The organism is Streptomyces sp. NPDC048825, from assembly GCF_043198355.1.
GTDB lineage: Bacteria > Actinomycetota > Actinomycetes > Streptomycetales > Streptomycetaceae > Streptomyces > Streptomyces xiangluensis.
In genome coordinates, this window is record NZ_JBICUR010000009.1 from 246,990 (window position 1) to 270,661 (window position 23,672).

General features: G+C 69.5%; 24 protein-coding genes and 1 pseudogene. 17 read left to right on the forward strand and 8 right to left on the reverse strand.

Annotation, left to right across the window (positions count from 1 at the left end; translation table 11 throughout):
* Positions 1 to 64: 64 nt before the first annotated feature.
* The 3 genes from ACGFNK_RS23065 to ACGFNK_RS23075 are packed head-to-tail and all read right to left on the reverse strand — an operon-like array spanning position 65 to position 3,263.
* Positions 65 to 889 (reverse strand): carbohydrate ABC transporter permease, encoded by an 825-nt coding sequence (locus tag ACGFNK_RS23065; protein ID WP_393418634.1) that lies wholly within the window; start codon positions 887 to 889, stop codon positions 65 to 67.
* Positions 886 to 1,914, reverse strand: coding sequence for a carbohydrate ABC transporter permease (locus ACGFNK_RS23070; RefSeq protein WP_393418636.1), 1,029 nt, complete (start codon positions 1,912 to 1,914; stop codon positions 886 to 888). The genes ACGFNK_RS23065 and ACGFNK_RS23070 overlap by 4 nt, the downstream gene beginning before the upstream one ends.
* A complete protein-coding gene (locus ACGFNK_RS23075) occupies positions 1,911 to 3,263 on the reverse strand; it encodes an extracellular solute-binding protein (RefSeq protein WP_393418638.1) in 1,353 nt (450 codons plus the stop codon). The genes ACGFNK_RS23070 and ACGFNK_RS23075 overlap by 4 nt, the downstream gene beginning before the upstream one ends.
* Before the next feature lie 492 nt (positions 3,264 to 3,755).
* Here ACGFNK_RS23075 and ACGFNK_RS23080 point away from each other — a divergent pair, with 492 nt between their 5' ends.
* From ACGFNK_RS23080 to dgoD, 3 genes are all read left to right on the forward strand, one after another.
* Positions 3,756 to 4,796, forward strand: a complete 1,041-nt coding sequence (locus tag ACGFNK_RS23080) for a LacI family DNA-binding transcriptional regulator (protein WP_393418640.1) — start codon at positions 3,756 to 3,758, stop codon at positions 4,794 to 4,796.
* A complete protein-coding gene (locus tag ACGFNK_RS23085) occupies positions 4,793 to 5,557 on the forward strand; it encodes an SDR family NAD(P)-dependent oxidoreductase (RefSeq protein ID WP_393418642.1) in 765 nt (254 codons plus the stop codon). Before ACGFNK_RS23080 ends, ACGFNK_RS23085 begins: the two co-directional genes overlap by 4 nt.
* Positions 5,558 to 5,787: 230 nt before the next feature.
* Positions 5,788 to 6,933: a galactonate dehydratase gene (gene dgoD, locus ACGFNK_RS23090; RefSeq protein ID WP_393418644.1), complete on the forward strand. Its 1,146-nt coding sequence runs from the start codon at positions 5,788 to 5,790 to the stop codon at positions 6,931 to 6,933.
* Between the two features lie 146 nt (positions 6,934 to 7,079).
* Here dgoD and ACGFNK_RS23095 read toward each other — a convergent pair whose 3' ends face one another.
* Positions 7,080 to 7,727, reverse strand: a complete 648-nt coding sequence (locus ACGFNK_RS23095; RefSeq protein WP_393418646.1) for a TetR/AcrR family transcriptional regulator — start codon at positions 7,725 to 7,727, stop codon at positions 7,080 to 7,082.
* Between the two features lie 170 nt (positions 7,728 to 7,897).
* Here ACGFNK_RS23095 and ACGFNK_RS23100 point away from each other — a divergent pair, with 170 nt between their 5' ends.
* The 6 genes from ACGFNK_RS23100 (at position 7,898) to ACGFNK_RS23125 (ending at position 14,162) form a co-directional block, all read left to right on the forward strand.
* Entirely contained in the window at positions 7,898 to 9,454 is a 1,557-nt protein-coding gene (locus tag ACGFNK_RS23100) for a bifunctional 3-(3-hydroxy-phenyl)propionate/3-hydroxycinnamic acid hydroxylase (RefSeq protein ID WP_393418648.1), read from the forward strand.
* The gene (locus ACGFNK_RS23105; RefSeq protein ID WP_393418650.1) at positions 9,451 to 10,548 is read left to right on the forward strand and encodes an alpha/beta hydrolase family protein; all 1,098 of its coding nucleotides are present in this window, start codon (positions 9,451 to 9,453) and stop codon (positions 10,546 to 10,548) included. The genes ACGFNK_RS23100 and ACGFNK_RS23105 overlap by 4 nt, the downstream gene beginning before the upstream one ends.
* A gap of 8 nt (positions 10,549 to 10,556) precedes the next feature.
* Positions 10,557 to 10,934, forward strand: coding sequence for a hypothetical protein (locus ACGFNK_RS23110; protein WP_393418652.1), 378 nt, complete (start codon positions 10,557 to 10,559; stop codon positions 10,932 to 10,934).
* 30 nt (positions 10,935 to 10,964) lie between these two features.
* A complete protein-coding gene (locus tag ACGFNK_RS23115; protein ID WP_393418654.1) occupies positions 10,965 to 11,768 on the forward strand; it encodes an IclR family transcriptional regulator in 804 nt (267 codons plus the stop codon).
* A gap of 100 nt (positions 11,769 to 11,868) precedes the next feature.
* Positions 11,869 to 12,864, forward strand: coding sequence for a PDR/VanB family oxidoreductase (locus ACGFNK_RS23120; protein ID WP_393418656.1), 996 nt, complete (start codon positions 11,869 to 11,871; stop codon positions 12,862 to 12,864).
* A 44-nt stretch (positions 12,865 to 12,908) separates the two neighbouring features.
* Entirely contained in the window at positions 12,909 to 14,162 is a 1,254-nt protein-coding gene (locus ACGFNK_RS23125) for a cytochrome P450 (protein ID WP_393418658.1), read from the forward strand.
* Here the strand turns inward: ACGFNK_RS23125 and ACGFNK_RS23130 are convergent.
* Positions 14,116 to 14,718, reverse strand: coding sequence for a TetR/AcrR family transcriptional regulator (locus ACGFNK_RS23130; protein WP_393418660.1), 603 nt, complete (start codon positions 14,716 to 14,718; stop codon positions 14,116 to 14,118). The genes ACGFNK_RS23125 and ACGFNK_RS23130 overlap by 47 nt on opposite strands.
* A gap of 143 nt (positions 14,719 to 14,861) precedes the next feature.
* Here ACGFNK_RS23130 and ACGFNK_RS23135 point away from each other — a divergent pair, with 143 nt between their 5' ends.
* Positions 14,862 to 15,656, forward strand: coding sequence for an alpha/beta fold hydrolase (locus ACGFNK_RS23135; RefSeq protein WP_393418662.1), 795 nt, complete (start codon positions 14,862 to 14,864; stop codon positions 15,654 to 15,656).
* Positions 15,657 to 15,841: 185 nt separating this feature from the next.
* Positions 15,842 to 16,213, forward strand: coding sequence for an antibiotic biosynthesis monooxygenase family protein (locus ACGFNK_RS23140; protein WP_393418664.1), 372 nt, complete (start codon positions 15,842 to 15,844; stop codon positions 16,211 to 16,213).
* 190 nt (positions 16,214 to 16,403) lie between these two features.
* On the opposite strand, the gene ACGFNK_RS23145 is transcribed toward ACGFNK_RS23140, so the two are convergent.
* Positions 16,404 to 16,772, reverse strand: a complete 369-nt coding sequence (locus ACGFNK_RS23145) for an alpha/beta hydrolase family protein (RefSeq protein ID WP_393418873.1) — start codon at positions 16,770 to 16,772, stop codon at positions 16,404 to 16,406.
* 83 nt (positions 16,773 to 16,855) lie between these two features.
* Positions 16,856 to 17,248, reverse strand: a pseudogene (locus tag ACGFNK_RS23150) (alpha/beta hydrolase); the annotation flags it as partial.
* Here ACGFNK_RS23150 and ACGFNK_RS23155 point away from each other — a divergent pair.
* From ACGFNK_RS23155 to ACGFNK_RS23180, 6 genes are all read left to right on the forward strand, one after another.
* Positions 17,184 to 17,801, forward strand: coding sequence for a PadR family transcriptional regulator (locus ACGFNK_RS23155; protein WP_393418666.1), 618 nt, complete (start codon positions 17,184 to 17,186; stop codon positions 17,799 to 17,801). The pseudogene ACGFNK_RS23150 and the gene ACGFNK_RS23155 overlap by 65 nt on opposite strands.
* Before the next feature lie 59 nt (positions 17,802 to 17,860).
* Positions 17,861 to 18,466 carry a nuclear transport factor 2 family protein gene (locus tag ACGFNK_RS23160; protein WP_393418668.1) on the forward strand — a complete coding sequence of 202 codons (606 nt, stop codon included), beginning with the start codon at positions 17,861 to 17,863 and terminating at the stop codon, positions 18,464 to 18,466.
* Positions 18,467 to 18,495: 29 nt separating this feature from the next.
* The gene (locus ACGFNK_RS23165; protein WP_393418670.1) at positions 18,496 to 19,587 is read left to right on the forward strand and encodes a Rieske 2Fe-2S domain-containing protein; all 1,092 of its coding nucleotides are present in this window, start codon (positions 18,496 to 18,498) and stop codon (positions 19,585 to 19,587) included.
* Complete coding sequence (locus ACGFNK_RS23170; protein WP_393418672.1) at positions 19,584 to 20,543, forward strand: PDR/VanB family oxidoreductase; 960 nt, start codon at positions 19,584 to 19,586, stop codon at positions 20,541 to 20,543. Before ACGFNK_RS23165 ends, ACGFNK_RS23170 begins: the two co-directional genes overlap by 4 nt.
* A gap of 32 nt (positions 20,544 to 20,575) precedes the next feature.
* Complete coding sequence (locus ACGFNK_RS23175; RefSeq protein ID WP_393418674.1) at positions 20,576 to 21,304, forward strand: TetR/AcrR family transcriptional regulator; 729 nt, start codon at positions 20,576 to 20,578, stop codon at positions 21,302 to 21,304.
* Positions 21,305 to 21,702: 398 nt separating this feature from the next.
* Positions 21,703 to 22,449 (forward strand): SDR family NAD(P)-dependent oxidoreductase, encoded by a 747-nt coding sequence (locus tag ACGFNK_RS23180; RefSeq protein ID WP_393418676.1) that lies wholly within the window; start codon positions 21,703 to 21,705, stop codon positions 22,447 to 22,449.
* A gap of 272 nt (positions 22,450 to 22,721) precedes the next feature.
* On the opposite strand, the gene ACGFNK_RS23185 is transcribed toward ACGFNK_RS23180, so the two are convergent.
* On the reverse strand, positions 22,722 to 23,672 hold the full coding sequence (locus ACGFNK_RS23185) for a PDR/VanB family oxidoreductase (RefSeq protein ID WP_393418678.1): 951 nt from the start codon (positions 23,670 to 23,672) through the stop codon (positions 22,722 to 22,724).

Genomic DNA, 23,672 nt, shown 5'->3' on the forward strand with positions numbered 1-23,672 from the left:
TGCCGGTGCCCAGGGTGTTGGTCATGGGAAGTTCCTTTGCAAGATGGTGCGTCGGTAAACGGCGTTACCTGAGTCCGGACGTGGAGATCCCGGAGATGAAGCCTCGCTGCATGATCAGGAAGAGCACCAGCACGGGTACGACGTACATCACCGCGCCGGAGGCGACCACGTTGCCGAGCTGGGCACCGTGCTCGTTTACATAGCCGGTGGCGAGCTTGACCGCGAGAGTGGTGCGGGCGTCGTCCAGCAGCAGGGCCGGGGCGATGTAGTCGCCCCAGGTCCAGGAGAAGGACAGGATCAGGCTGGTGGCGATGACCGGCCAGGACTGCGGCAGGAAGATCCGCCAGAAGATGCGGATCTGCCCGCAGCCGTCGACGATCGCCGCCTCCTCCAGTTCCTTGGGCATGTTGCTGAAGAACTGCCGGAACAGGAAGACGAGGTACGGCGCGCCGGACAGACCCCACAGCACCCACGGCATGTAGGTGTTGAGGAGGTGGAGCTTGGCGAACATCAGATAGGTCGGGATGAGAGTGATCACGCTCGGCAGCATCATCGTCGACAGCAGCACGGCGAAGATGGCCTTCTTGCCCGGGGCGTCCAGCCGGGCGAAGCCGTAGCCCGCCCAGGCCGAGGCGAGGGTGACCAGCACCGCGTAGACGGTGGCGATCGTCAGGGAGTTGCGGGCGTAGCCGATGTAGTCGAAGAGGGTCAGAGCCTGGTGGAAGTTGCCGAGGTTCGGTTCGTGGGGCCACCAGTGGATGGGGAAGGCGCGCAGCTCGGACGCGTCCTTGAGCGCGGTGATCGCGAGCCAGCCGAAGGGGCTGAGCATCAGCGCGAGGATCGCGATCAGGAGCATGTAGACGGTGCTGCGCCGGGAGAGCACGCTCATCGGCTGCCTCCGATCGTGCGGGCCTTGGGCTTCGCCTGCTCCGGCTCCACCGAGTAGAAGACCGCGCCCTTGCTGAGCTTGAAGATGAGGAAGGTGACGACGCAGATGATCGCGAAGAGCACCCACAGCAGGGCGGAGGCGTAACCGTAGCGGCCGTTGGCGAAGTACTGGGCGAAGACGTTGATCATGTAGAAGTAGTTGCTCTCGGGCACGGACGAGACGCCCTTGGGCGTGGGGTCGAGCGCGATGAGCAGCGGCATGAAGGTCTGCAGCGAGCCGATGATGCCGGTGACGACCTGGAAGAAGATCACCGGGGAGAGGAGCGGCAGGGTGATGCGGGAGAAGGACTGCCAGGGACTCGCGCCGTCCACCCTGGCCGCTTCGTTCAGCTCCTTGGGGATGTCCTGCAGCCCCGCCAGCGAGATGATCATGCCGTTGCCCACGCCCCACAGCGTCAGGACGATCAGCACCCAGCGGGCGTAGGGGTCGACCAGCCAGGTGACGCCGTTGATACCGGCGAGGTCCAGGGCGCCGTTGGCCGCTCCCGAGTCACGGTCGAAGATCAGCTTGAAGGTGAGGGCGGCGCCGACCGGGGGCACCACGGCGGGCAGGTACAGCAGGGTGCGGAACAGTCCGCGGGCGCGTATCGGCTGGTTCACCAGCACCGCCAGGAGCAGTCCCGCCACGATCGTCAGCGGCACCGTCACCGCGGTGAAGACTCCGGTGCGCCACAGGGAGGACATCGTCTCCGGGTCGGAGAAGACCTCCCGGTAGTTGTCCAGCCCCACGAAGCGGGAGTTCTGTGACAGCCCGTCGGCGTTGGTGAAGCTGAGCCACAGCGCGTACCCCAGCGGGAAGGCCGTCAGGGCGAGGAAGCCCAGCACCCAGGGCACGGTGAACACATAGAACGCGCGTGCCCGGCGGGCCCGCAGCGAAGCGGGCCGGCGAGCGGGGCCGGCCGGCCGGGACGGGGACGACGACGCCCCCGCCCCGGGGGCCTGCTCAGTGAGCTGGCTGGTGCTCACCCCACCAGCTCCTTGCCCTTGGCGATCTGCTCGTTCATGAGCTTGTTGAGCTCGTCGGCGACCTTGCCCGCGGACGTCTTGCCCTTGATGGCCTTCGGCAGCACCTTGCTGATCACACCGTCCAGGGCGGCCAGCTGGGCGTACGGCGTGAACGTCAGCACCGAGAAGTGCTCCAGCTCCTGCTCCTGCACCTTGAACGCCTGCTTCTGGTACGGCTGGCCCTGCGGCATCTTCGAGCGCAGCGACTTCAGGCTGGGGATGCCCCAGCCGCCCGCGGCCCGCTCCTCGGCGGCCTTGCCGCCGAAGAAGTACTCGAAGAACTTCCAGGCCGCATCCTTGTTCTTGGCGTCCTTGGGGATCCAGTAGCCGGTGGCGCCGAAGCAGGGGCTGATGCGGTTGCTGCCGAGCTGGGGGGCGGGTGCGAAGCGCGACACCTCGGCGACCTTCGGGTCACCGCCGATCGCCCCGCCGAACCAGTAGCCGTCGGAGGCGATCGCCATGCGTCCGGCCTGGTAGGTGGGCCAGTCCCAGCCGTCCGGGTTGGGGTTGGCGACGTTCGGGCCGATGTCGGCCCGCGCGTACTGCAGGTACCACTCCAGCGCCTTGAGCGCCTCGGGGGACGAGAAGTCGACCGAGGCCAGGTCTTCGGCGAACACGCTCCCGCCGGTCGAGGCGGTCATGCCCATGAGCTGCGAGAAGGTGCCGAGACCCGAGGCGCTCAGCCCGTAGACCTTGACCTTGCCGAGCCTGCGCTTGGTCAGCTTCTTGCCCAGTTCCAGCAACTCGTCGTACGACAGCGGCTCGGTCTCGCTGAGCAGATCCAGCTTCGCCGCCTCGAACAGGTCCGTGCGGTACCAGAGCATCTGGTCCTGCGAGTAGTCCTTGGCCAGGCCGTAGCGAGGTCCCGCGCCCTGCTTCTTGCCGTCGTAGCGCCAGACGTCGTTGACCGGGTCGATGTCGGAGACCTTGAGCGCCGAGCTCTTGGCGAAGTACGGGTCCAGGTCGGTCATCAGCCCGCGTGCGGCGAAGTACGGCGTCTCCACCGCGCCCAGGCCGCGCACCACGTCCGGCGGGTTCTTCGCCGCCAGCATCGCGTTGAGCTTGGTCTCGTCCCGGGCGACGAAGTTGATCTTTATGCCCAGCGCCTTCCCGACCGCCTGGAGCTCTTTCTTCTCGTCTTCGCTGGACATGACGGTGAGCGTCTTCGAGCCGGTCTTCGTATCGCCGTCGCTCGAACCGTCGTCGACGGAAGCGGCACAGCCGGGCAGGGCTGTCGCGGCGAACGCGGCGCCGGCGGAGACGGTGAGGAAACGGCGTCTGTCGAAGGACCCTGTGGTCGAGACGGACATGCTGGTGAGCCTTTCGTGCGGGGACACAAGGGCGTGCGGACGTATGCGGCGTTGCCGCGAGGAGGAGTGACAAAGGGGGCCATGGGGGGTGCGGAGCCGGGCTGGGGAGGAGCACCGGGCCCGCTCGGCCGTCGTGCGGGATCTCCCGAACCGAGCGCGCACACGTCTGTCGTAGACGTGTGCAGGCACCGGCATCGCCCCGTCGGATTGCGACGGTGGTCGCGTTCGTGGTGGGCCTTTCGGGGCGCCTCGAGGCACACCCCACCCATGGCTGACTGTGGCTGGATTGCTGTCGTGGAGGTTGCGACCGGTTTCTCTGGCTCTGCCCAGACGTATCGCTTATTTCCGCCTGAGGAAACCGGTTGACTGAAACTTCGGCGAACGTTAAGTTGCGGCGCCAGAGGGTGTCAAGAGTTCTTACAAGAGTCGGAATGCGCCACCGAAAGACACACCCGAGCGGTCGGAGGCGCCCAGCGGAAAGAGGGAACACACGTGCCGGAACAGCCCGTCAGGGCAAGGCTGGTCGACGTGGCGGAGATGGCCAAAGTCTCCAAGGCCACCGTGTCCAAGGTGCTCAACGGCCGGCAGGACCTGTCCGTCCGGCCGGAGACCCGGCAGCGCGTTCAGGAGGCCGCCGCAGCGCTGGGCTACCGTCCCCACTCCGGAGCCCGGGCCCTGGCCGGTGCCCGCACGCACGCCCTGGCGCTGCTGGTTCCCGCCCTGGACAACCCCACGTACGTCACCATCGCCCGAGGCGCCTACCAGCGCGCCCGCGAGCTGGGCTATCTCTCCCTGCTGGCCGAGGACTTCGACGGGCAGGAGGCCGACGAGTCCTTCAACGACCTGGTCCAGGAGGGCCGGGTCGACGGGCTGCTCATCGCCTCCGCGCGCCCCGGCCACCCACTGCTGGACGCCCTGAGCCGCACCCCGGTCCCCCATGTCTTCCTCAACCGCTCGGTGGAGGACTCCGGCCGGAACGTCACCATGGACGTGGCCCGTTCGAGCATCACCGCCCTCGACCACCTCTACGGTCTCGGCCACCGCGCGGTCGGCCACATCGCGGGCCCGCCCGGCATCACCCCCAGTGAGGACCGCAAGAAGGCGTTCCTGCGACACGCCGGGGAACTCGGGCTGTCCGCCTCCCCCGTGGCGTCCGGGGATTTCACCGAGGACGGCGGCGTGTCCGCGGCGCTGCAACTGCTGCGTCCGGCCGACGGTAATACGCGTCCGCCGGTCACCGCGCTCTACACCAGCTCCCTCGCCCAGGCGATGGGCGCCATGACAGCCGTCCGGGACCTCGGCCTGCGGATCCCCGAGGACGTCTCCGTGGTCGGGAACGACGACCTGCCCGTCGCCGGTCACCTCTCCCCGCCGCTGACCACCGTGGCGATGCCCCTGTACGAGCTGGGCACCGCGGCCGTGGAGGCCTTGGTGGCCGCCATCCAGGGGGCACCCGTGGGAGACGTCGTCGTACCCACCGAGCCGCGCCTGGTGCTGCGCGGTTCCACGGCAGGTCCAGGAGCGACACCATGAGTCGTGCCGGTCTCACGCGCTTCACGGGCTGTACGGCCCTGCTCACCGCGGCCGCCTCCGGCATCGGTGAGGCGACCGCCCACCGCCTCGCCGCGGAGGGGGCGTCGGTCCTCGTCACCGACGTGGACGCCGAGGGCGCCCGCCGGGTGGCCGAGGAGATCGGCGCCCAGGGCGGACGGGCCCGGCACCGCGCACTCGACGTCACCTCGGTCGACGCGTGGACCGAGGCCGTCGAGGCGGTGACGTCCTGGACCGGGCACCTCGACGTCCTGCACCTCAACGCCGGCCAGAACTTGCCCGGAGCGGCACACGAACTGGACGACGCCGCCTGGCACGACCAGCTGCGGCTCTGCCTCGACTCCGTCTTCTACGGTGTCCGGGCCGCCGTGCCACTGCTCAGTACGGCCAGAGGCGCGGTGGTGATCACCTCGTCCATACACGCGGTCATCGGCTTCAAGGGTTTCCCCGCGTACGCGGCGGCCAAGGGCGGGATCAACGCCCTCGTACGCCAGCTCGCCGTCGAGTACGCCGGGCAGATCAGGTTCAACGCCGTCCTGCCCGGAGCCGTTGCCACCGCCCTGTGGGCCGAGACACCCCCGGAGTACAAGGCGCAGACCATCGCACGCACCCCCGTCGGCCGGCTCGGCACCCCCGAGGACATCGCAGCCGCCGTCGCGTTCCTCGCCTCCGAGGACGCCTCCTTCGTCACCGGCCAGAACCTGCTCGTGGACGGTGGCCGCAGCATCAGCTCCCAGGAGTAGGCCGCCTCGCCCGTTCGAGGCGGGACTCCTGCCCGCTCCAGGCGCGACCCGGCTCCGCATCCCGGTGGGCCGCGCCCGCGGGCGTCACACACAGCAGCCCCTTCCTCCAGCTCGCCTCTCTCCGGAGCGGGCACTTCCTCTCACCCGCCCCGACCACACCGACTCACCAGCCCGCCGTCTCGCCCAGGCCCCGCCCGGCGGTACACGGCACAGGACCGGAGGTCCACCCCATGAAGATCACTGGATACGAGCTTTTCCTCGTCGAACCGCGCTGGCTCTTCCTGCGCGTCGACACCGACGAGGGCATCTCCGGCTGGGGCGAGCCCATCGTCGAGGGCAAGGCCCACACCGTCGCCAAGTGCGTCGAGGAGATGTTCGACTACCTCCTGGGGCAGGACCCGGCCCGTATCGAGGAGCACTGGCAGGTGCTCGCCAAGAGCGGTTTCTACCGTGGAGGCGTCGTGCTCAACAGCGCCTTGGCCGGTATCGACCAGGCCCTGTGGGACATCGCGGGCAAGACCCACGGCGTCCCGGTACACCAGCTGCTCGGCGGGCACGTCCGCGACCGGGTGCGCGTCTACGGCTGGGTCGGCGGCGAGACCCCGGAGGAGCTGGGCGAGTCGGCGGCCGCGCAGGTCGCCAAGGGCATGACGGCGGTCAAGCTCAACCCCTGCGGTCAGCTGGAGCCCCTCGCCACGCCCGCCGCGATCAACGCCATCGTGGACGGGGTGACCGCGGTGCGCGAGGCCATAGGTCCGGATCGCGACCTGGCGCTCGACTTCCACGGCCGGTTCAGCGGGGCGATGTCCCGCCGCGTGCTGCCCCTGCTCGAGCCCCTGCTGCCGATGTTCGTCGAGGAGCCGGTGCTGCCGGAGTTCTCCCAGGACCTCGGCGCCGTGGTGCGCTCCACCTCCATCCCCATAGCCACCGGTGAACGGCTCTACTCCCGCTGGGACTTCCGCTCGGTGCTCTCCGACGGCATCGCCGTGGCCCAGCCCGACATCAGCCACGCCGGAGGCATCTCCGAGACCCGCCGGATCGCCGCGATGGCCGAGGCCTACGACGTCGTGGTGGCCCCGCACTGCCCGCTCGGCCCGATAGCCCTCGCGGCCAGCCTCCAACTCGACTTCGCGATCCCCAACTTCCTCATCCAAGAACAGGCATTGGGTATCGGCTACGGCGACAGCAGCGGACTGCTGGACTACCTCGCCGACACCACGCCCTTCACTTTCCGCGACGGCTACATCGACCGCCCGACCGCGCCCGGTCTCGGCATCACCATCGACGAGGACGCGGTCCGGGCAGCCGCCGAACGCGGCCACCGCTGGCGCAACCCGGTCTGGCGGAACACGGACGGCTCACTGGCCTCCTGGTAGTCCGGGACAGGCCGCTTGGGCAGTGTGCCACCTATACGTGAATTGGAACTCACGTAAAGTTCACATACGGCCGCCAAAAGTCCACATACAGCCCATCGCTCATCGAGAGCTGTGCACGCACTTGTGTGCGGCGCCGAGCCGAGGGCTCAGGGGCCTTCCGCGGAGCCGAGGAGGTAGGAGATGACCGCCGTCTGGAGGTGGCTGCGCAGCTCGTCCCAGGGCAGTGGGCGCTCGGACTCCAGGAACTCGCCCTGCGTGATGCGGTGCGCGATCGTCGCGTAGACCAGGCGGAAGGCGAAGTCCAGCGCGGCCTCGGGGTCCCGATGCGCGATGGGCGTGTGACGCAATGCCTCGGCGAAGTGGCGGTTGCCCTGGACGCTCACGCTGGAGCCCTCGGCCTGTACCGCTTCGTGCCGCGTGCCGAGCAGTAGGAAGACGCGCAACAGGGCTTCGTGCGCCCGGAAGGCGTCGGTGATCGCGCCGACGGCCTCGGCGATCGCCACGGCCGGATCACGCAGGGGGCGCAACCGCTCCGCGGACATACGTTCCGTGATCTCGGCCTGGAGGTTCTCGGTGAAGGAGTGCTGGATCGCCAGCAGGAGCCCCTCCTTGTCGCCGAACCGGCGGTAGATGCTGCCGACCGCCATGCCGGCCCGCTCGGCGACGGCGGCCACTGTGAGCGCGTCCACTCCGCCCTCTGTGAGCAGTGCGGTCCCGGCCCGCAGGATGTCCTGCTGCGAACGGCGGCTGCGTTCCTGGAGGGCGGCGGGCCTGCTCGTGGGGGACTCGGTCACTCGCGCATCTTATCGACCGGACTCTTGACGTCCACGTTGCCGCTATGTGAATCTCTATTCACATCAAATGTGAATCCAAGCTCACATGATGCCCTCGGCGCGCACCGCCGTGCCCGCCTCTTACTTCTCACCCCCTCGCAATGGCGCGGGAGTGTTTCCGGAGGTGTCTCATGGTTCCGCTCTATGACGTCGCGGTCGTCGGCTACGGACCGACCGGCCTCACCGCCGCGTCCCTGCTCGGCCGGCTCGGCCACCGGGTGGTGGTCTGCGAGCGCTGGCCCGGTCTGTACGGGCTGCCGCGCCTCACCCACATCGACGACGAGACCGCCCGGACCGTCCAAGCGTCCGGTGATGTCGACGAGGCGCTGCGGGACTCGTCGATGTGCCAGTACGTGTGGGTCAACGGCAAGGGCGAGAACCTTGTGAAGATCCCGGCGAACCCCGATGGCCCGATGGGGTATCCAGATCACATCTCCATGTACCAGCCGGACGTGGAGAGCGCGATCGACAGGCGGTTGCGCGGCTACGGCACGGTCGACGTCCGTCAGGGCTGGGCGGTCACAGGCCTCGACCAGGACGACGACGGTGTCACTCTGCGTCTGCGCGGTTGGAACGCCGATGCCGTGTGTGTGGACGGACCGCACGACAGCGTTCGGGCCCGCTATGTGATCGCCGCCGACGGCAGCCGCAGCGGGATCCGCGAACTGCTCGGCGTGGAGCGCCAGGACCTCGGCTTCAACGAGCAGTGGGTCAACGTGGACGCCATGTGGCTGCGTCCCCAGCCCCCGGAGTTCGCGTACGGCACCCAGTACTGCGATCCGGCGCGCGGGCACATGACCATCAACATCGGCGCGACCCGCCAGCGCTTCGAGTTCGCCCTCCTCCCGGGCGAGACCCGCGATGAGATGACCACCCCGGAGACCGCCTGGCGGCTCCTGGGCGAGTACCACGACCTGGGCCCGGACGACGTAAGGATCACCCGGCAGCTGGTCTACGGCTTCGAGGCCCGCATCGCCACTCGCTGGCGGACCGGCAGGGTCTTCCTGGCCGGCGACGCCGCCCACACCATGCCCCCCTACCTTGGCCAGGGCGCGTGCAGCGGGCTGCGCGACGCCACCAACCTCGCTTGGAAGCTGAACCTCGTCCTCGGCGGCCAGGCGCCCGACGCACTCCTGGACACCTACGAGAGCGAGCGCCGCCCGCACGTCACCGCCCTCACCCACGCGGCGATCGCCCTCGGCAAGATCGCCAACACCCATGACACCGAGGCCGCAGCCGCCAGGGACGCCGCCTTCTTCGCCGGCAGGACGCCTCCGCCGCCCCCGTTCCCGTCCCTCACTGACGGAGTGCTGCGCCAGGGCACGGTCGCGCCGGTCGGCACCCTCACACCGCAGGGCCGCATCCGTCTGGCCGACGGCCGCACCGAACGCCTCGACGACCTCACCGGATACGGCTTCACCCTGGTCACGGCCGAGGATCCCACCGCCGCCCTCGGGCCGGAGCGGCTCGCCCGGCTGGAGCGCCTGGGCTGCGCCGTGGTCGCCCTCGACACGGTGGACGACCTCGATGGACGGCACCGGAAGTACCTCCAACTGCTCGGCGCGGTCGCGTATCTGGCGCGCCCGGACTTCGTGCTGTTCGGCGCGGCGGTCGACAGTACGGACCTGGGCGCGCTGGTGGACGACCTCGACGCCGCGTTGTCCGGAACAGTGGGAGCGGCCGTATGACGACCGGAGACCCCGGAGCGGAGGCCGCGCTGCCGCCGCTGGTCGCCGCCCAGCACCGGGCCATGCCCTTCACCCGGCTCACGGACTGTGGCATGGACCCCGCTGACGCCCGACAGCTGCTCGCCGACACCACTGCCGGAATCCCGTGGCAGGAGGCCGCCGCGACCATTGCCGACGTACAACTGGAGCGTGCGCGGTCGGCGGAAGCCGTGGGGCACAGCGCCACTGCCCGGCAGGCATACCGGTTCGCCTCCGCGGCCCTTATGTTCGCGCAGATGGCGCACCAGAGTGACACCGAGCGGAAACGGGAGCTGTATGCCCGGCACACCGCCGCGACCGCCGCTCTCGCACCAGACGTGGAGCGGGTGGAGATCCCGCACCGCGACGGCGTCCTCGGCGGCTGGCTGTGCCTGCCGGACACTGCCCCGCCCTGGGCCACCGTCATCGTGTGGGGCGGCCTGAGCGGTTGGGGAGCCGCGTATCTGCCCCTGGCGGAGGCGTACACCGCCCGCGGCCTGGCCTGTCTGCTCGCGGAAGGGCCCGGCCAGGGCGAGTCACGGCTGCGGCACGGGCTGTACGTCGACGAGCACGTCACCGACGGCTTCGCCCGCTTCGTCGACCTGGTCGAGGCCGAGCCCCGCCTCGGCGGTGCCATCGGCGTCCAGGGCGTCAGCTTCGGCGGCCTGTTCGCCGCCCATCTGGCCGCCGCTGATCCGCGCGTCGGCGCGGTGGTCGTCAACGGGGCTCCGGCGACACCGAAGGTCCCCGAATTCCGTACCGCCCGCGAGCAGATGGGAGCCGTGGTCGGCACAGACGACCCGGAGCGGGTGGCCGAGGTCATGGACGGCCTGCGCTTTGACCCGGACAAGCACCGCATCAGCTGCCCGCTGCTTCTGCTGCACGGCGGCCAGGATCCGCTCGCCCGGTACGAGGATCAGGAGCCCTTCCTTCGCGCCGCGGACCCGGCCACAGCGACCGTCCGCGTCTGGCCCGACGGCGAGCACACCCTCTACAACCACGTGGCCGAACGCGACGCGCTCACCGGCGACTGGTTCACCGACCACCTCGCCGGCCGGGGCTCCCCGAACGCGTAGGAATCACTGTGGACTTCACCATCGAGACCCGCCACCGGCGCGGTTGTGGACAGCTTCCGGGAACCAAGGACCAGCGGCTGCGTCTCGGGGACGGCAGGCTCCGCACCGGTTTCGCCCGCACCGGCACCTTCACCACGGACAACGCCCTGCTCAACCGCCTCCAGCGCAACATGGAATGGGTCGAGCAGAGCAACCTCGTGCAGAAGCCCACCGACACTCCGTCACGGGAGAAGAAGCGCAGACCGCCGCACCGTACTGAGTTGTCGCCTTCTGCACGGTGCGGCTTCGGCCGGCTGGACGGGCCCCGATGGCCGTCCGCGCGAGATGAAGTCGGGGCTGTCAGTTCATGCCCCTTCGGCGGATGTGCGGGCGGGTGCCCCTCTTGACCTGTCTGAAAGTAATCCGATGATGACGAGGTGAGGACACAGAACGGCGAGTCGGTTCTGGCGAGGGCCGTACGGATTCTCGAGGCGTTCACGCCGGAGGAGTCGGCCCTGACCGTTTCGGAGATCTCCCGGCGTACGGGGCTGCACGTGGCGACCGCGTCGCGCCTGGTGGCAGAGCTGGTCTCGTACGGGTTCCTGACCCGGGACGCCGACCGCCGGGTCCGTGTCGGCATGCGCCTGTGGGAGCTGGCGACACGGGCCTCGCCCTCGCTGTCGCTGCGCAACGCGGCCATGCCGTTCATGGAGGGCGTCCACGACGTCGTCGGCCACCATGTGCAGCTCGGCGTGCTGGACGGCGACGAGGTGCTGTTCCTGGAGCGGCTGACGGCACCGGGCGCGGTCATCAACTACACCCGCATCGCGGGCCGTCTTCCCCTGCACGCCTCCTCCAGCGGCCTGGTCCTCCTGGCCCACGGCCCCGCCGACCTGCGGGAGCGGGTGCTCGACGGGCCCCTGCAACGCTACACCCCGGACACTCCCGCCACCGCCGCGCGGCTGCGGGCCGTGCTGGCCGAGGTCCGCCGGCAGGGGTACGTGTACTGCCCGGGATACGTCCACCCGGACGCCCTGGGCGTCGCGGCGCCGGTGCGCGACGCGAGCGGTGACGTGGTGGCCGCGCTGGCGGTGATCGTCCCCAACGAGGCGGGGGCCTCCTCCGTCGTGCCCGTGGTGCGGACGGCGGCACGTGGTGTCTCCCGTGCGCTCGGGGCACCGGACGCCCCGCGGCGGCGAGACCCGGGTGACACGCGTGACGGCAGTGCAACAGCCGTATGACAGCCGACTGAAGTTCGTCTCTCACTGATTGAGAATGCCGTCGCGGCCGTCCGCCGTCGCCGCGCATCCTTCGTGCAACCCAACGACGGGAGGCGACAACGTGGTCGGAACCAGCGTGGTTGCGGATGCCAAGTCCGGTATAGGTAAAGGGCAGTTGGCGGCGACTCTGACGGTCTCCGTGAAGGAGGACGTCGCTGAGGGCGTCGTAGCACTCACCCTCACCCACCCGAGCGGTGCCCGGCTGCCGGACTGGACGCCGGGTTCCCACATCGACCTGGCACTGCCTGAGGGGACGACCCGGCAGTATTCCCTGTGCGGCGACCGATGGGACGCGTACACCTACCGGATCGCCGTGCTGCGGGAGCCCGCGGGCGGGGGAGGATCCACGTACGTGCACGACCGGCTGCGACCGGGGGACCGCGTCGGGGTCGGTGGCCCGCGCAACCACTTCCCCCTCGTACCGTCGGAGAAGTACCTCTTCGTCGCGGGCGGCATCGGCATCACCCCGCTGTTGCCCATGGTGCGCCAGGCCGAACTGCTCGGCGCGGACTGGCAGTTGCTGTACGGCGGGCGTACGCGGTCGTCGATGGCCTTTCGCGAGGAGCTGACGGCGGCCTACGGCGAGCGGGTGCACGTCATCCCGCAGGACGAGCTCGGGCTGCTGGACCTGGCGGCCTGGCTGGGAACACCGCGACCGGACACCAAGGTGTACTGCTGCGGCCCCGGCCCGCTGCTCGCCGCCGTCGAAGGGGCGTGCGCCGCCTGGCCGCCGTACGCCCTGCGCGTCGAGCGCTTCACCGCCGGCGCGCAGACCGCGCCGGTGCGGGACACGCCGTTCGAGGTGGAGCTGCGCCGTACTGGACGCACCGTCACCGTCACTCCGGACGTCTCCGTGCTGGAGGCGGTGCGCCGGGCCGGCGCCGATGTGCTGTCCTCCTGCGAGCAGGGCACATGCGGCACGTGTCTGACACCGGTGCTGGACGGGCAGCCGGACCACCGGGACTCGGTGCTGGCCGACCACGAACGGGCTGCGAACGACTGCATGTTCCTGTGCGTGTCGCGCTCCTGCGGCGACCGCCTCGTCCTCGACCTCTGAGTCGATCTCCGATCTCGAAGACCTTCCCTTCCCAAGGAGCCGCCATGACCGAGGCACTGGAGCGTGCCGTCGTGCCGCCCGTCAGTGACGCCGACCCCTTCGCCCACGACGTCCTCGTGGACCCCGAACCGCTGCACCAGGCCCTGCGCGAGGCCGGTCCGGTCGTATACCTTTCGCGCTACGACGTCCACGCCCTGGCCCGCTACGAGCAGGTGCACGTCGCTCTAGTGGATTGGCAGCACTTCGAGTCGGGTTCGGGAGTGGGCCTGGCCAACTTCCGGCACGAGAAGCCGTGGCGGCCGCCGAGCCTGCTGCTGGAGGCCGACCCACCCCGGCATGACGCCCCACGGCGGGTGCTGCGGGAGATCCTGGCCCCGCCCGCTCTGCGCCGTCTGCGCGAGACGTGGCACGCGGTGGCCGAAGACCTGGTCGACCAACTCCTCGCCGGGGGAGCTGAGTTCGACGGCTTCTCCGAGCTCGCGGAGGCATTCCCGTTGCGTGCCTTCCCGGATGCGGTCGGTCTCGGCCCCGACGGCAGGGAAAACCTCCTGCCGTACGGCAACATGGCCTTCAACGCTTTTGGCCCGCGCAACGACCTCGTCGCGGCAGACGCGCACCGGGTGGCCGAGCTGTCGGTATGGGTGAACGCCCAATGCGAGCGGGAGGCGTTGACCGAGGACGGCTTCGGGGCTGCCATTTGGGCCGCCGCCGACCGTGGCGATCTGACGTACGAACAGGCGCCGTTGGTGGTGCGCTCCCTGCTCACAGCAGGCGTCGACACCACCGTGCACGGCCTGGCGGCCTGCCTGTACGCCTTCGCGACCCACCCCGAGGAGTGGCAACGGCTGCGGGAGCGGCCGGAGTTGGCGCGGGCGGCGTTCGACGAGGCGGTGCGCTGGCAGTCACCGGTGCAGACGTTCTTCCGTACCGCCACCACCGACGTCACCATCGTCGGCACCCTCATCCCCGCGGACACGAAGATCCTCATGTTCCTCGGCGCGGCCAACCGCGACCCGGACCGCTGGGCCGACCCCGACCGCTTCGATCTCACCCGCGACCCGTCCGGCCATGTCGGCTTCGGCATGGGCCTGCACCAGTGCATCGGTCAGCACGTGGCCCGACTGGAGGCCGAGGCACTGCTGACCGCCCTGGCCCGCCGCGTCGAGCGCATCGAACTCACCGGCACACCGCACCGCCACCCCAACAACACCCTGCGCGCGTGGGAGTCCCTGCCCGTGCGCGTCCAGCCCGCTACTGCTGGGAGTCCTGCGCGGCGCCGGCGCGCTGCAGCATGGTGAGCCATTGGGTTACGACGGCGTCGATGAAGGTGTCGGTGACTTGGCCGCGGTCGAGGAAGAGCCGGGCGAGGACGGGTCCGTACAGCAGGGTGAACTCGTCTTCGCTGATCTGGACGCCTGAAGGCTCCAGCAGCCTGTTGAAGCCGGCGTAGCGGTCTTCGCCGATGCGGACGAGTGCCCGGGCGCTGTCGGGGTCGTGGTCGGCCTGGGCGGTGACGGCCAGAGCAGCGGTGCGCACGGCCGGCACGCTGACGCCGGCGCGCAGGCTCTTCAGCCAGGCGGTGGCCACGGCGCCCACGTCGCTGCCCGGTTCGGGGTAGGTACCGAGGTCGGGGCCTTCGAGGACGAGGTCGAAGAGCAGTGCGGCCCGGGTGGGCCAGTGCCGGTAGAGGGTCTGGCGGGTGACGTCTGCCCGCTCGGCCAGCAGGGCGTAGGTCAGCCCGGCCGGTCCGACCTGAGGCAGCAGTTCTCGCGCGACGGCCAGCACGCGGTTGCGGGTGCGCTGCACGCGCGGGTTGCCCGGGGTCGGCTGACGGCGATGGAGGGGCTGCTTCATGCCGCCACCCTACCGGCTAATCATACGCTGCGCGTGATTGACGTCACAGCTTGAATCATACGCTGCGTGTGATACACATGGAGGGTAATCACACACATTGGATGATTCTTGTGTGTCGGTCTGCATCCGAAAGGCACCTGGCCATGTCACCTCGCAACCTGCTCGAGCCCACGTTCGCCCGCACTCGCCTCGGTTCCGGCCCCGGCCTGCTCCTCGCCCACGGCGCCGGCAGCAGCCTGGCCGGCACCTACGGCCCCGTCCTGGAAGCTCTCGCCGCCCGCTACACCGTCGTCGGCATCGACTACCCCGGCAGCGGCGACACCCCCCGTTCCACCACCCCGCTGTCCGTCGACGACCTTGCCGACCAGCTCATCGCCGCCGCCGACGCAGAGGGCCTCGACCGCTTCGCCGTGTCCGGCTACTCCCTCGGCGGCCCGGTCGCCATCCGCGCCGCCACCCGCCACCCCGAGCGCGTCACCGCACTTGTCCTGACCGCCGCCTTCCCGCACCGCGACAACCGGCTCGCTCTCGCCTCCTCGGTCTGGAGCAAGATCGCCGCGTCCGGCGACCGCGAGCTGCTCGCCGAATTCCAGCTTCTGATGGCCCTCGGCAGCCAGGCACTGGAATCGATGCCGGCCGAGCAGCTGCGGCAGACCCTCGGCTACGTCGCCGCCGGCGCGGCCGACGGCAGCTCCGAGCAGACCGACCTCGTCGGCCAGGTCGACGTCCGGGACGACCTCGCCGGCCTCAAGGTCCCCACCCTGGTCGTCTCGACCACCGACGACCGGCTCATCTCCACCGCCCTGCACCGCCACCTCGCCGAGACCATCCCCGGCGCCCAACTCGCGGACATCCCCACCGGCCACCTGCCGATGCTGGAGCGGACCGAGGAGTGGTTGCAGCTCATCACCGACTTCCTCGGCAAGTACAACGCCTGAAAGCACACCACGGGTGGGGCCACGCAGCGAACAGCGGCGTAGCCCCTCACCCGGACCGCCCATTGATCACGACTCACCAACACGCCCTAGCGGCGAAATTGGCCGCCTCCCGGTCTCGGATCACTTGAATCTCGGTGGGTTCGTAGACCTACTTCCCCTCACCCGCTCGATTTCATGGAGGAATCATGCTCAACTTCGGCAACCTCGACGAGTCCACCCGCTTCCGCGACCAGCAGCAGGAGAAGACCGGCCCGGTCACTGTCATCAACACGTTTGTCGCCCCGGAAGGCAAGGAGGACGAGGTGGTGGCCGCCTGGGCGGACGACGCGGAGTACATGAAGAAGTCGGGGAGCCTCCGCTCGGTGCAGTTGTACCGCGGCATCGGCGGCAGTCGGCTGTTCACCAACATCGCGGTCTGGAAATCCACCGAGCACCTCCGTGCAGCGCTCGGCACGCCGGAGTTCGCCTCGCACCTGGAGCGCTACCCTGCTGGCACCGTCGCCTACCCGCACCTCTACCAGAAGTTCGCTGTCGAGGGCGTCTGCGAAGGGGAATGATGACCGCTCCCCGATCCGGGCTGCCATTCGCCCCAAGCCTGACCCAGAGTTGCTCATTCGTAAGGTCGGCGGACCCAGGGGGTCTGGGTATGGCTGTAGCTGGTCGTCGAGGAACCCCTAGGTTGCCGAACAACTCGCGCTGATAGCAGGGCAGTTCAGAATCAGGTCCTCAGGCATTCCATGGATCCGTTCACAGGTGACGGTCGAAGAAGCGCTCGATCAGCGCGGGGGTCAGCAGTACGGAACGTTCGGCGTCCGGGGCGTGGGAGGACCGCACGGTGGCTGTCATGGGGTTCAGTTCCCAGTCGCCGGTGTTGAGGAAGCCGTGGTCGGCGCCGTGGACCAGCAGCCGGTGGGACTCGGCGCGCGCGGCGATCAGGGCGTCGTGGAGTCGGCGGCTCTGTTCGGGGCCGATGAGGAGGTCGGTGTCGCCGTGCAGGAGGAGTACGGGAGGCACTCGCGGGTGGGCCTGTCGGGCCGGGCTGGCCGCTGCGCCGGTGCCGGACCGGTCCGACGGGCGTGCTCCCGGCAGACCCCGGGCCGGGTCGGACGGGTCCACGCCCAGGACTCCGCCGGGCAGCGCGTCGTCGTTGAGATGCAGCAGATCGGTGGGGGATAGCCCGCCACCACGGCTCGTACGCCCGGCGCTGCGGGGGAGCCGTCGCCGTCGGCGGCGACAGCTGCGAGCAGCGCGATGTGCGCGCCGGCGGAGCGGCCCCGGAGCCCGATCGACGTCGGGTCCAGGCCGTGGGTGCCCGCGATGTCGTGCAGGTGGCGCAACGCGGCGAGGACATCGTGCAGTTGGATTGGCCAGAGAGGCCAACTACTGCCGATCCGCTCGATCCACGTGCTCGGCACGTGCCGCGGCACCATCGCACTCTGCCGCAACCGTTGACACAGGTATGTATGGAGATACATTAATACCTGTCCAGATCGTCGGCGGTGACGCCGTCCCTTGTGGAGGTTCCCCATGTCGCTGCGCGTGGCCCTGCTCGCCCTGCTGGCCGCCCGGCCGATGACGGGCTTCGACGCCATGCGGCAGTTCGACGCGTCCGTCGACTACCTCTGGCACGCGCCGCACACCCAGATCTACCCCGAGCTGCGCAAGCTGGAGTCCGCCGGTCTCATCGAGGGCGAGGAGGTGCCTCGCGGCGAGCACGCGAGGAAGCGCCGGTACAGCATCACCGAGGCCGGGCGAGAGCAGTTGCGGGCCTGGGTGGAGGACGTCGAGGAACCGCGGCGCGAGCGTGACCCCCAGCGGCTCAAGGCGGCGTACTTCGAATGGGCGAGCCCCGAGGCGGCGCGTGCCCAACTGGAGGCGCACGCGCGGTTCTACGAAGACGCCCTGGCGTCGTACGAGAAGCAGCGCGAAGACATCCTCGCGCGCCGAGTGCCCCTGCTCCTGGCGCGGCTGGAGCGCACACCGCCGGGCGAGCAGGAAGCGGTCGTGGAGTTCAAGGCCTTCGCGTACAGCGGTCTCATCGCCCGCGCCCGCGCGGAGGTCGAGTGGGCACAGGAAGGACTGCGGTTGCTGGACCGGCTCCACTCGGGCCGGTCCCAAGAAGCCGCCGAGCAGCCGGGCGCATGACCGCACGGTCAAGGGACGCGCCAGGCGAATGCCGGCGGCAACCAGAGACGGAGATCTCGATGAACGAGGATCAGGCGAAGATCAGGCAACTGGTGGAGAACTGGGCGCTGTGGCGGGACGCCGGCGACTGGGATCGGTTCGCCACCGTCTGGCATCCGGACGGGTGGATGAGCGCCACCTGGTTCCAGGGCCCCGCCGCGGAGTTCATGGCCGCCAGCAAGCAGGGCTTCGAGAACGGCGTCAGCATCCTGCATTTCCTGGGCGGCCACACCTCGGACGTGGCGGGGGAGCGGGCGATCGCGCAGACCAAGATGACGATCAGTCAGCGGGCAGAGGTGGACGGCGTGTTGGTGGACGTGGTGTGCACCGGCCGGTTCTACGACTTCCTGTCCCGGGACGGCGGCGAGTGGACGATCGTCCGCAGGCAGCCCATCTACGAGAAGGACCGCCTCGACGTCGTCGATCCAGCCGCCTCCCTCAAGCTCGACCCCGAACTGCTCACCCGGTTCCCGGCGGGGTACCGCCACCTCGGCTACGTGCAGTCGAAGGCCGGATTCACGGTGAAGCCCGGCCTGCCGGGCCTGGTCGGCGAGGCGGTCGACCGGCTCTACGCGGAGGGCGCCGCCTGGCTGGCCGGCAGCGAGCGGCCTGGAGTTCCCCAGTGAACTGCCCCTCGCCGGGAGGGACTTCCCGTATGTATTCCCTCAACGCCTGGTACGCGGCGGCCTGGGACACCGAGATCGGCCGGACGCTTCTCCCACGCACGATCTGCGAACGCCCCGTCGTTCTGTACCGCACGTCCGAGGGAACCCCCGTCGCCCTGGCCGACGCCTGCTGGCACCGGCTCGTCCCGCTGTCCATGGGCCGGCTCGACGGCGACAACCTGGTGTGCGGCTACCACGGCGTGGCGTACGGCCCCAACGGACGATGCACGCGGATGCCGGCCCAGGAGACGCTCAACCCCTCGGCGGCCGTGACCGCCTACCCGGTCGTCGAACGGCACCGCTACATCTGGATCTGGCCCGGCGACCCCGACAAGGCCGACCCGGATCTCGTCCCCGACCTGCACTGGAACGACGACCCCGCGTGGGTCGGCGACGGCGAACGGATCGAGCTCGACTGCGACTACCGCCTGGTCGTGGACAACCTCATGGACCTGACGCACGAGCAGTTCCTGCACGCCGACAGCCTCGCCAACGACGAACTGTCCGACGCCGAACCGGACGTGGCACACGACGAGGACTCGGTCACCCTCACCCGCTGGATGCACGGCATCGAGGCGCCACCGTTCCTGGCCATGCAGCTGAGGCGGAAGGCACCCGAGTACCGCGGCCCCGTCGACCGCTGGCAGATCATCCGCTTCACCGCACCCTCGACGGTCACCATCGACGTCGGCGTCGCGCCCGTCGGCACGGGAGCGCCGGAGGGAGACCGAAGCGCGGGCGTCAACGGTCACGTACTCAACACCATCACGCCGGCCGGCCCCGGCCGTTGCCACTACTTCTGGGCGTTCACGCGCAACTACCACCTCGGCGACCAGGGGCTCACGAACCTGCTGCGGCAAAACGTCTCCCGCGTCTTCGGCCAGGACACCGACATGCTCAACGCCCAGCAGCGGGCCATCGAGGCCAACCCCGACCACGAGTTCTACAACCTCAACATCGACATCGGCGGCATGTGGGCGCGGCGCATCATCGACGCCAAGGTCGCCGCCGAGCAGGGCCGCGAACGCACCCACCCCACCGCGCTCGCGTCCGTCGCCGCCACGACACGGCGGTCGGCATGAACGGCGGCACGAAGCACGTGGCGACTGTCGAAGCCCGCGACGACGCGGCGCCGGACATCGTCCTGATCACGCTGCGCCTGCCGAACCCGGCCCCCGTGCCACCACCCGGCAGCCACCTGGACGTCACCGTGCGCCTTCCAGGCGGCGACGACACCCGGTCGTACTCCCTCGTCGATCTCGGCCACGACGACGGCCTCCTGCGCATCGCCGTACGCCGACAGTCAGACGGCCGGGGCGGATCGATGTGGATGCACTCCCTGACACCGGGCGACGAGCTCCAAGTCGTGGGCCCTTTAGACGAGTTCCCGCTCAACCCGGGATCTGCCCCCAGTGTGCTGCTCGCCGCCGGAATCGGCATTACCCCCGTCCTCGGACTCGCCCGCGCCCTGCGCGCCCGAGGCAGCGACCACCGGATCGTCTACGCCGGCCGGTCCCGCGAACACATGGCGTTCACGCAGGAGCTGGAGGCCGCCCACCCCGGCCTGGTCACCCTGGCCGAATCCGCACGCGGAGCTCGCGTGAGCCCCGCCGAGGTGGTCGCCGGTGTTCCCCAGGACGGCGTGCTCTACGTATGCGGTCCCATGGGACTGCTCAAGGACGTCCGCCAGGCCTGGCAACTGGAGGAACGGTCGCCCGCGGACCTGCGTTTCGAGACCTTCGGCACGAGCGGCGACCATCCCGCCCGGCCGTACCGGGTCACCGTGGAGCGCCTTGGTGTGACGGTCCAAGTCCCCGTCGGCACCAGCATGTTGGACGCTTTGCAGTCAGCAGGTGTCGAGATCATGTACGACTGTCTGCGCGGCGAGTGCGGGCTGTGCCGCGTCCGGATCCTGGAGAGCGACGGGTCCGTCGACCACCGTGACGTGTTCCTGTCCCCACGGCAGCGGGCCGAGGGCCGTCAGATGTGCGCCTGCGTGTCCCGGATCGCCGGGCCCGGGGTCACCATCGACTGCTGATACGCCGAAGCAAGGAGGGCTATATTCGAAAGGTGATCGACAAGGACGAGCACGCCCCTGACCCCGCAGGGCAGCGCAAGCCGCATCGGCGCCCTGCCGATCCTCGCCGTCGACACGATCCGGAACGCACGCGCCAGAAAATCATGGACGCGGCGAACGAGGAGTTCGGCGAGCACGGTTTCAAGGGGGCACGGGTCGAGCGGATCGCCGCCGCGGCCGGAGTGAACCATTCGCTGATCACCTACCATTTCGGTGGCAAGAAGGGTCTCTACGACGCCCTCACCGAGCGCTGGATCACCAAGGGCGCGACCATGATGAGCGGCGTGGAGACGTTCGCCGAGATCGTCCGGGACTACGTGCGCTGGGAACACGACGACAAGGTGCCGATCGTCCGCACGCTGATGCGCGCCGAACTCGACGGCAAACCCGCTCCTCCCGAGGCATGGGCGAGCCGCCTGCTCGACGTCGTCGACGAGACACGGAAGAGGCAGGCCAGGGGCGAGATCCGCGCCGATCTCGATGTCGGCGCGTTGACGCTGGCGTTCTTCGCCGCGGCGATCGCGCCGGAAGCGCTGCCGCAGCTGGCCGCCGCCGTCACCGGCGCGGACCCGGGTTCCCCCGAGTTCATCGACCGTTACGCCGAACAACTGGCGCGCGTGATGTACGCGCTCGCCGAAGCCCCCGAGGAGGGACCGGGGAGTCGGACGATCCCCCCTCCGGACGTCGACGAGCTACAGGACGGGGAGCAGCCCGGCAGTTGACGGCGCCCCGGCTGTATTCGGCTGCCTCGCCCGCGAGGTCGATCACCGCGATGCACAGGGCTGCGGAGGCGTGGCAGACAGCCGCCTCTTCCGCGCACGTCACCATCCGCTTGGGACCGGCGTGGGCGTCAGCTCAACGGGGCGTGCCGGAACGCTTTTCGTTGAACGGAACGCGCCGTATCGCCGCGAGTGGAAGCCACGCATCATGGCCGGTCAAGGGGCTGCGCCGCATGCCCGGCGGCGGGGGTCAGGTGCGTCGTTCCCCGTGGAGGCGGCGCTTGGCTTCTCCCGTCGATCGAGCCGGGAAGTGGGCGCGGGGTCACTCGTATTGAGGGCCGCGGATGGCTGAACGGGCAACGCTCACGGACATCTCCGGCCCGCGGAAAAGGAGTTGTGTCATGGCGGGACGTCTGGCGGGAAAAATTGCCGTAGTGACCGGCGGTAGTGCCGGGATCGGTCAGGAGATCGCCCGGAAGCTGTCGTCCGAAGGCGCCGATATCGCGGTTGCCGATGTAGACGCGGCGAACGATACGCAGGGGTTTGTCGAGGGGAACGGCCGCCGGTTCTTCAGCACGAAGGTCGACGTCTCCGACGAGGCACAGGTGAACGCCTTCGCCGCGGAGGTCCGGGATGCGCTGGGCCGGGTCGACATCGTCGTGAACAACGCGGGCATCGTGCCCTTCGCAGACATCGACGACGTGACGTTCGAGCAATGGAACAAGGTGTTCGCGGTCAACGTGAACGGAGCCTTCCTGACGGTCAAGGCCTTTCTCGAGGACCTCAAGCAGTCCGACACCGGCCGGGTCATCAACATAACGTCCGGGAGCTACTGGACGAGTCCGCCGCCGTTCGTCGCGTACGTCTCTTCCAAGGGCGCCCTCAACGGGTTCACCAGCGTACTCGCGGCGAACCTGGCGAAACACGATGTCACGGTCAACGCGGTCGCCCCCGGTCTGGTCCCGACGGCCAAGGCACTCCAGAGCGCCGGCGAGCAGTTCTTCGACATGACCGTACAGATGCAGAATCTGAAGCGGCGGCAGACGACGGCGGACGTCGCCAACACGGTGGCATTCCTCGCCGGCGACGAAGCCGCATTCATCACCGGCCAGATCCTCGCCGTGGACGGAGGACTCACGCGCCGATGACACCTTGACGTCGCAGGTGGTCCAGCCCGTACCGGCGGGTGTCAGAGGACGTCCTCTTTCGGCAGCCTTCACGGGGGTGGCCTGATCCCCCGTACGAGTAGTCAGCCTGGCCGGAGCGTGGGTTCGCGGCTGTTGGACCTGCTCTTCGCGTTCCGGCCCGGCCACTCCCGGCTCACCCTCGCCGACCTGACCCAGGGAGACCGGCCTGCTCCGGCTCGACGGTGGAAGCGCCCCCCGGTCGGCCGCGGCCGGCGGGAAGGTGGGGAACTCGGTCACAAGTCCAGCTCCAGGGTGGGGGAGAGCGCTCGGGACGAGCAGGTGGCGAACATGCCTTCGGCGCGTTCGTCCGGGGTGAGCACGTCGTCGCGGTGATCGGGGTCGCCCGCCAGCACACGCACCACGCACTCCCCGCAGATGCCCAGCTGGCACGAGTGCGGTGCGTCGACGCCGTTCTCCAGCAGGATGTCGAGCACGCTGCTCCCGCCGGGGACGAGGTATTCGGCTCCCGTGGAGGCCAGTCGTATGGTGAAGCCGCCCGATCCGTCCGCGTCGCGTTGCGCGGCGGCGCGGTCGTTGCTGAACCGTTCCTTGTGCAGGACCTGCGGCGGCCAGCCCATGGCTTCGGCTTTGCCCAGTACGTGGTCGATGAAGCCTGCCGGGCCGCAGACGTAGACCGCTGTGTCCGGTTGCGGTTCGCCGAGGTCCCGGGCCATGTCCAGCATCTGGGCGGGGCCCTCGTCGTCGAAGTGGAAGGTGGCGTGGGGGTTGTCGGTCAGTTCCGGGACAAAGGCTGCGTGGGTGCGGCTGCGGGCGCAGTAGTGCAGCGTGTAGTCGCCGCCCTCGGCGTCCAGTTGGTGCGTCATCGCCAGCAGGGGAGTGATGCCGATCCCGCCGGCGAACAGCAGGTGCCGGCGGGCCGTGACGAGGGGGAAGCGGTTGCGCGGTGCCGAGATCCGTAACCGGTCGCCCACCTTGAGCGCGTGCATCGCCCGCGAACCGCCGCGGGAGCCCGGCTCGTTGAGTACGGCCAGGCGGTAGTGTCCGTTCTCGGGCGGACCGCACAGTGAGTACTGGCGGAGCGGTCCGGAGTCGGTCTGGACATCGATGTGCGCGCCGGCGGTGTAGGCGGGGAACTCGGTTCCCTCGTCCGGGGCGAGGTCGATCACCGCGATATCGGGGGTCATCAGGAAGTGAGAGACGACCACCGCTTCTGTCCACGTCAC

Bases quoted from the DNA above. Each gene is read 5' to 3' on its own strand.
- ACGFNK_RS23065 (WP_393418634.1), bottom strand. From the start codon at position 889: ATGAGCGTGCTCTCCCGGCGCAGCACCGTCTACATGCTCCTGATCGCG.
- ACGFNK_RS23075 (WP_393418638.1), bottom strand. From the start codon at position 3,263: ATGTCCGTCTCGACCACAGGGTCCTTCGACAGACGCCGTTTCCTCACC.
- ACGFNK_RS23085 (WP_393418642.1), top strand. From the start codon at position 4,793: ATGAGTCGTGCCGGTCTCACGCGCTTCACGGGCTGTACGGCCCTGCTC.
- dgoD (WP_393418644.1), top strand. From the start codon at position 5,788: ATGAAGATCACTGGATACGAGCTTTTCCTCGTCGAACCGCGCTGGCTC.
- ACGFNK_RS23100 (WP_393418648.1), top strand. From the start codon at position 7,898: ATGGTTCCGCTCTATGACGTCGCGGTCGTCGGCTACGGACCGACCGGC.
- ACGFNK_RS23105 (WP_393418650.1), top strand. From the start codon at position 9,451: ATGACGACCGGAGACCCCGGAGCGGAGGCCGCGCTGCCGCCGCTGGTC.
- ACGFNK_RS23125 (WP_393418658.1), top strand. From the start codon at position 12,909: ATGACCGAGGCACTGGAGCGTGCCGTCGTGCCGCCCGTCAGTGACGCC.
- ACGFNK_RS23130 (WP_393418660.1), bottom strand. From the start codon at position 14,718: ATGAAGCAGCCCCTCCATCGCCGTCAGCCGACCCCGGGCAACCCGCGC.
- ACGFNK_RS23135 (WP_393418662.1), top strand. From the start codon at position 14,862: ATGTCACCTCGCAACCTGCTCGAGCCCACGTTCGCCCGCACTCGCCTC.
- ACGFNK_RS23140 (WP_393418664.1), top strand. From the start codon at position 15,842: ATGCTCAACTTCGGCAACCTCGACGAGTCCACCCGCTTCCGCGACCAG.
- ACGFNK_RS23155 (WP_393418666.1), top strand. From the start codon at position 17,184: ATGTCGCTGCGCGTGGCCCTGCTCGCCCTGCTGGCCGCCCGGCCGATG.
- ACGFNK_RS23160 (WP_393418668.1), top strand. From the start codon at position 17,861: ATGAACGAGGATCAGGCGAAGATCAGGCAACTGGTGGAGAACTGGGCG.
- ACGFNK_RS23165 (WP_393418670.1), top strand. From the start codon at position 18,496: ATGTATTCCCTCAACGCCTGGTACGCGGCGGCCTGGGACACCGAGATC.
- ACGFNK_RS23170 (WP_393418672.1), top strand. From the start codon at position 19,584: ATGAACGGCGGCACGAAGCACGTGGCGACTGTCGAAGCCCGCGACGAC.
- ACGFNK_RS23180 (WP_393418676.1), top strand. From the start codon at position 21,703: ATGGCGGGACGTCTGGCGGGAAAAATTGCCGTAGTGACCGGCGGTAGT.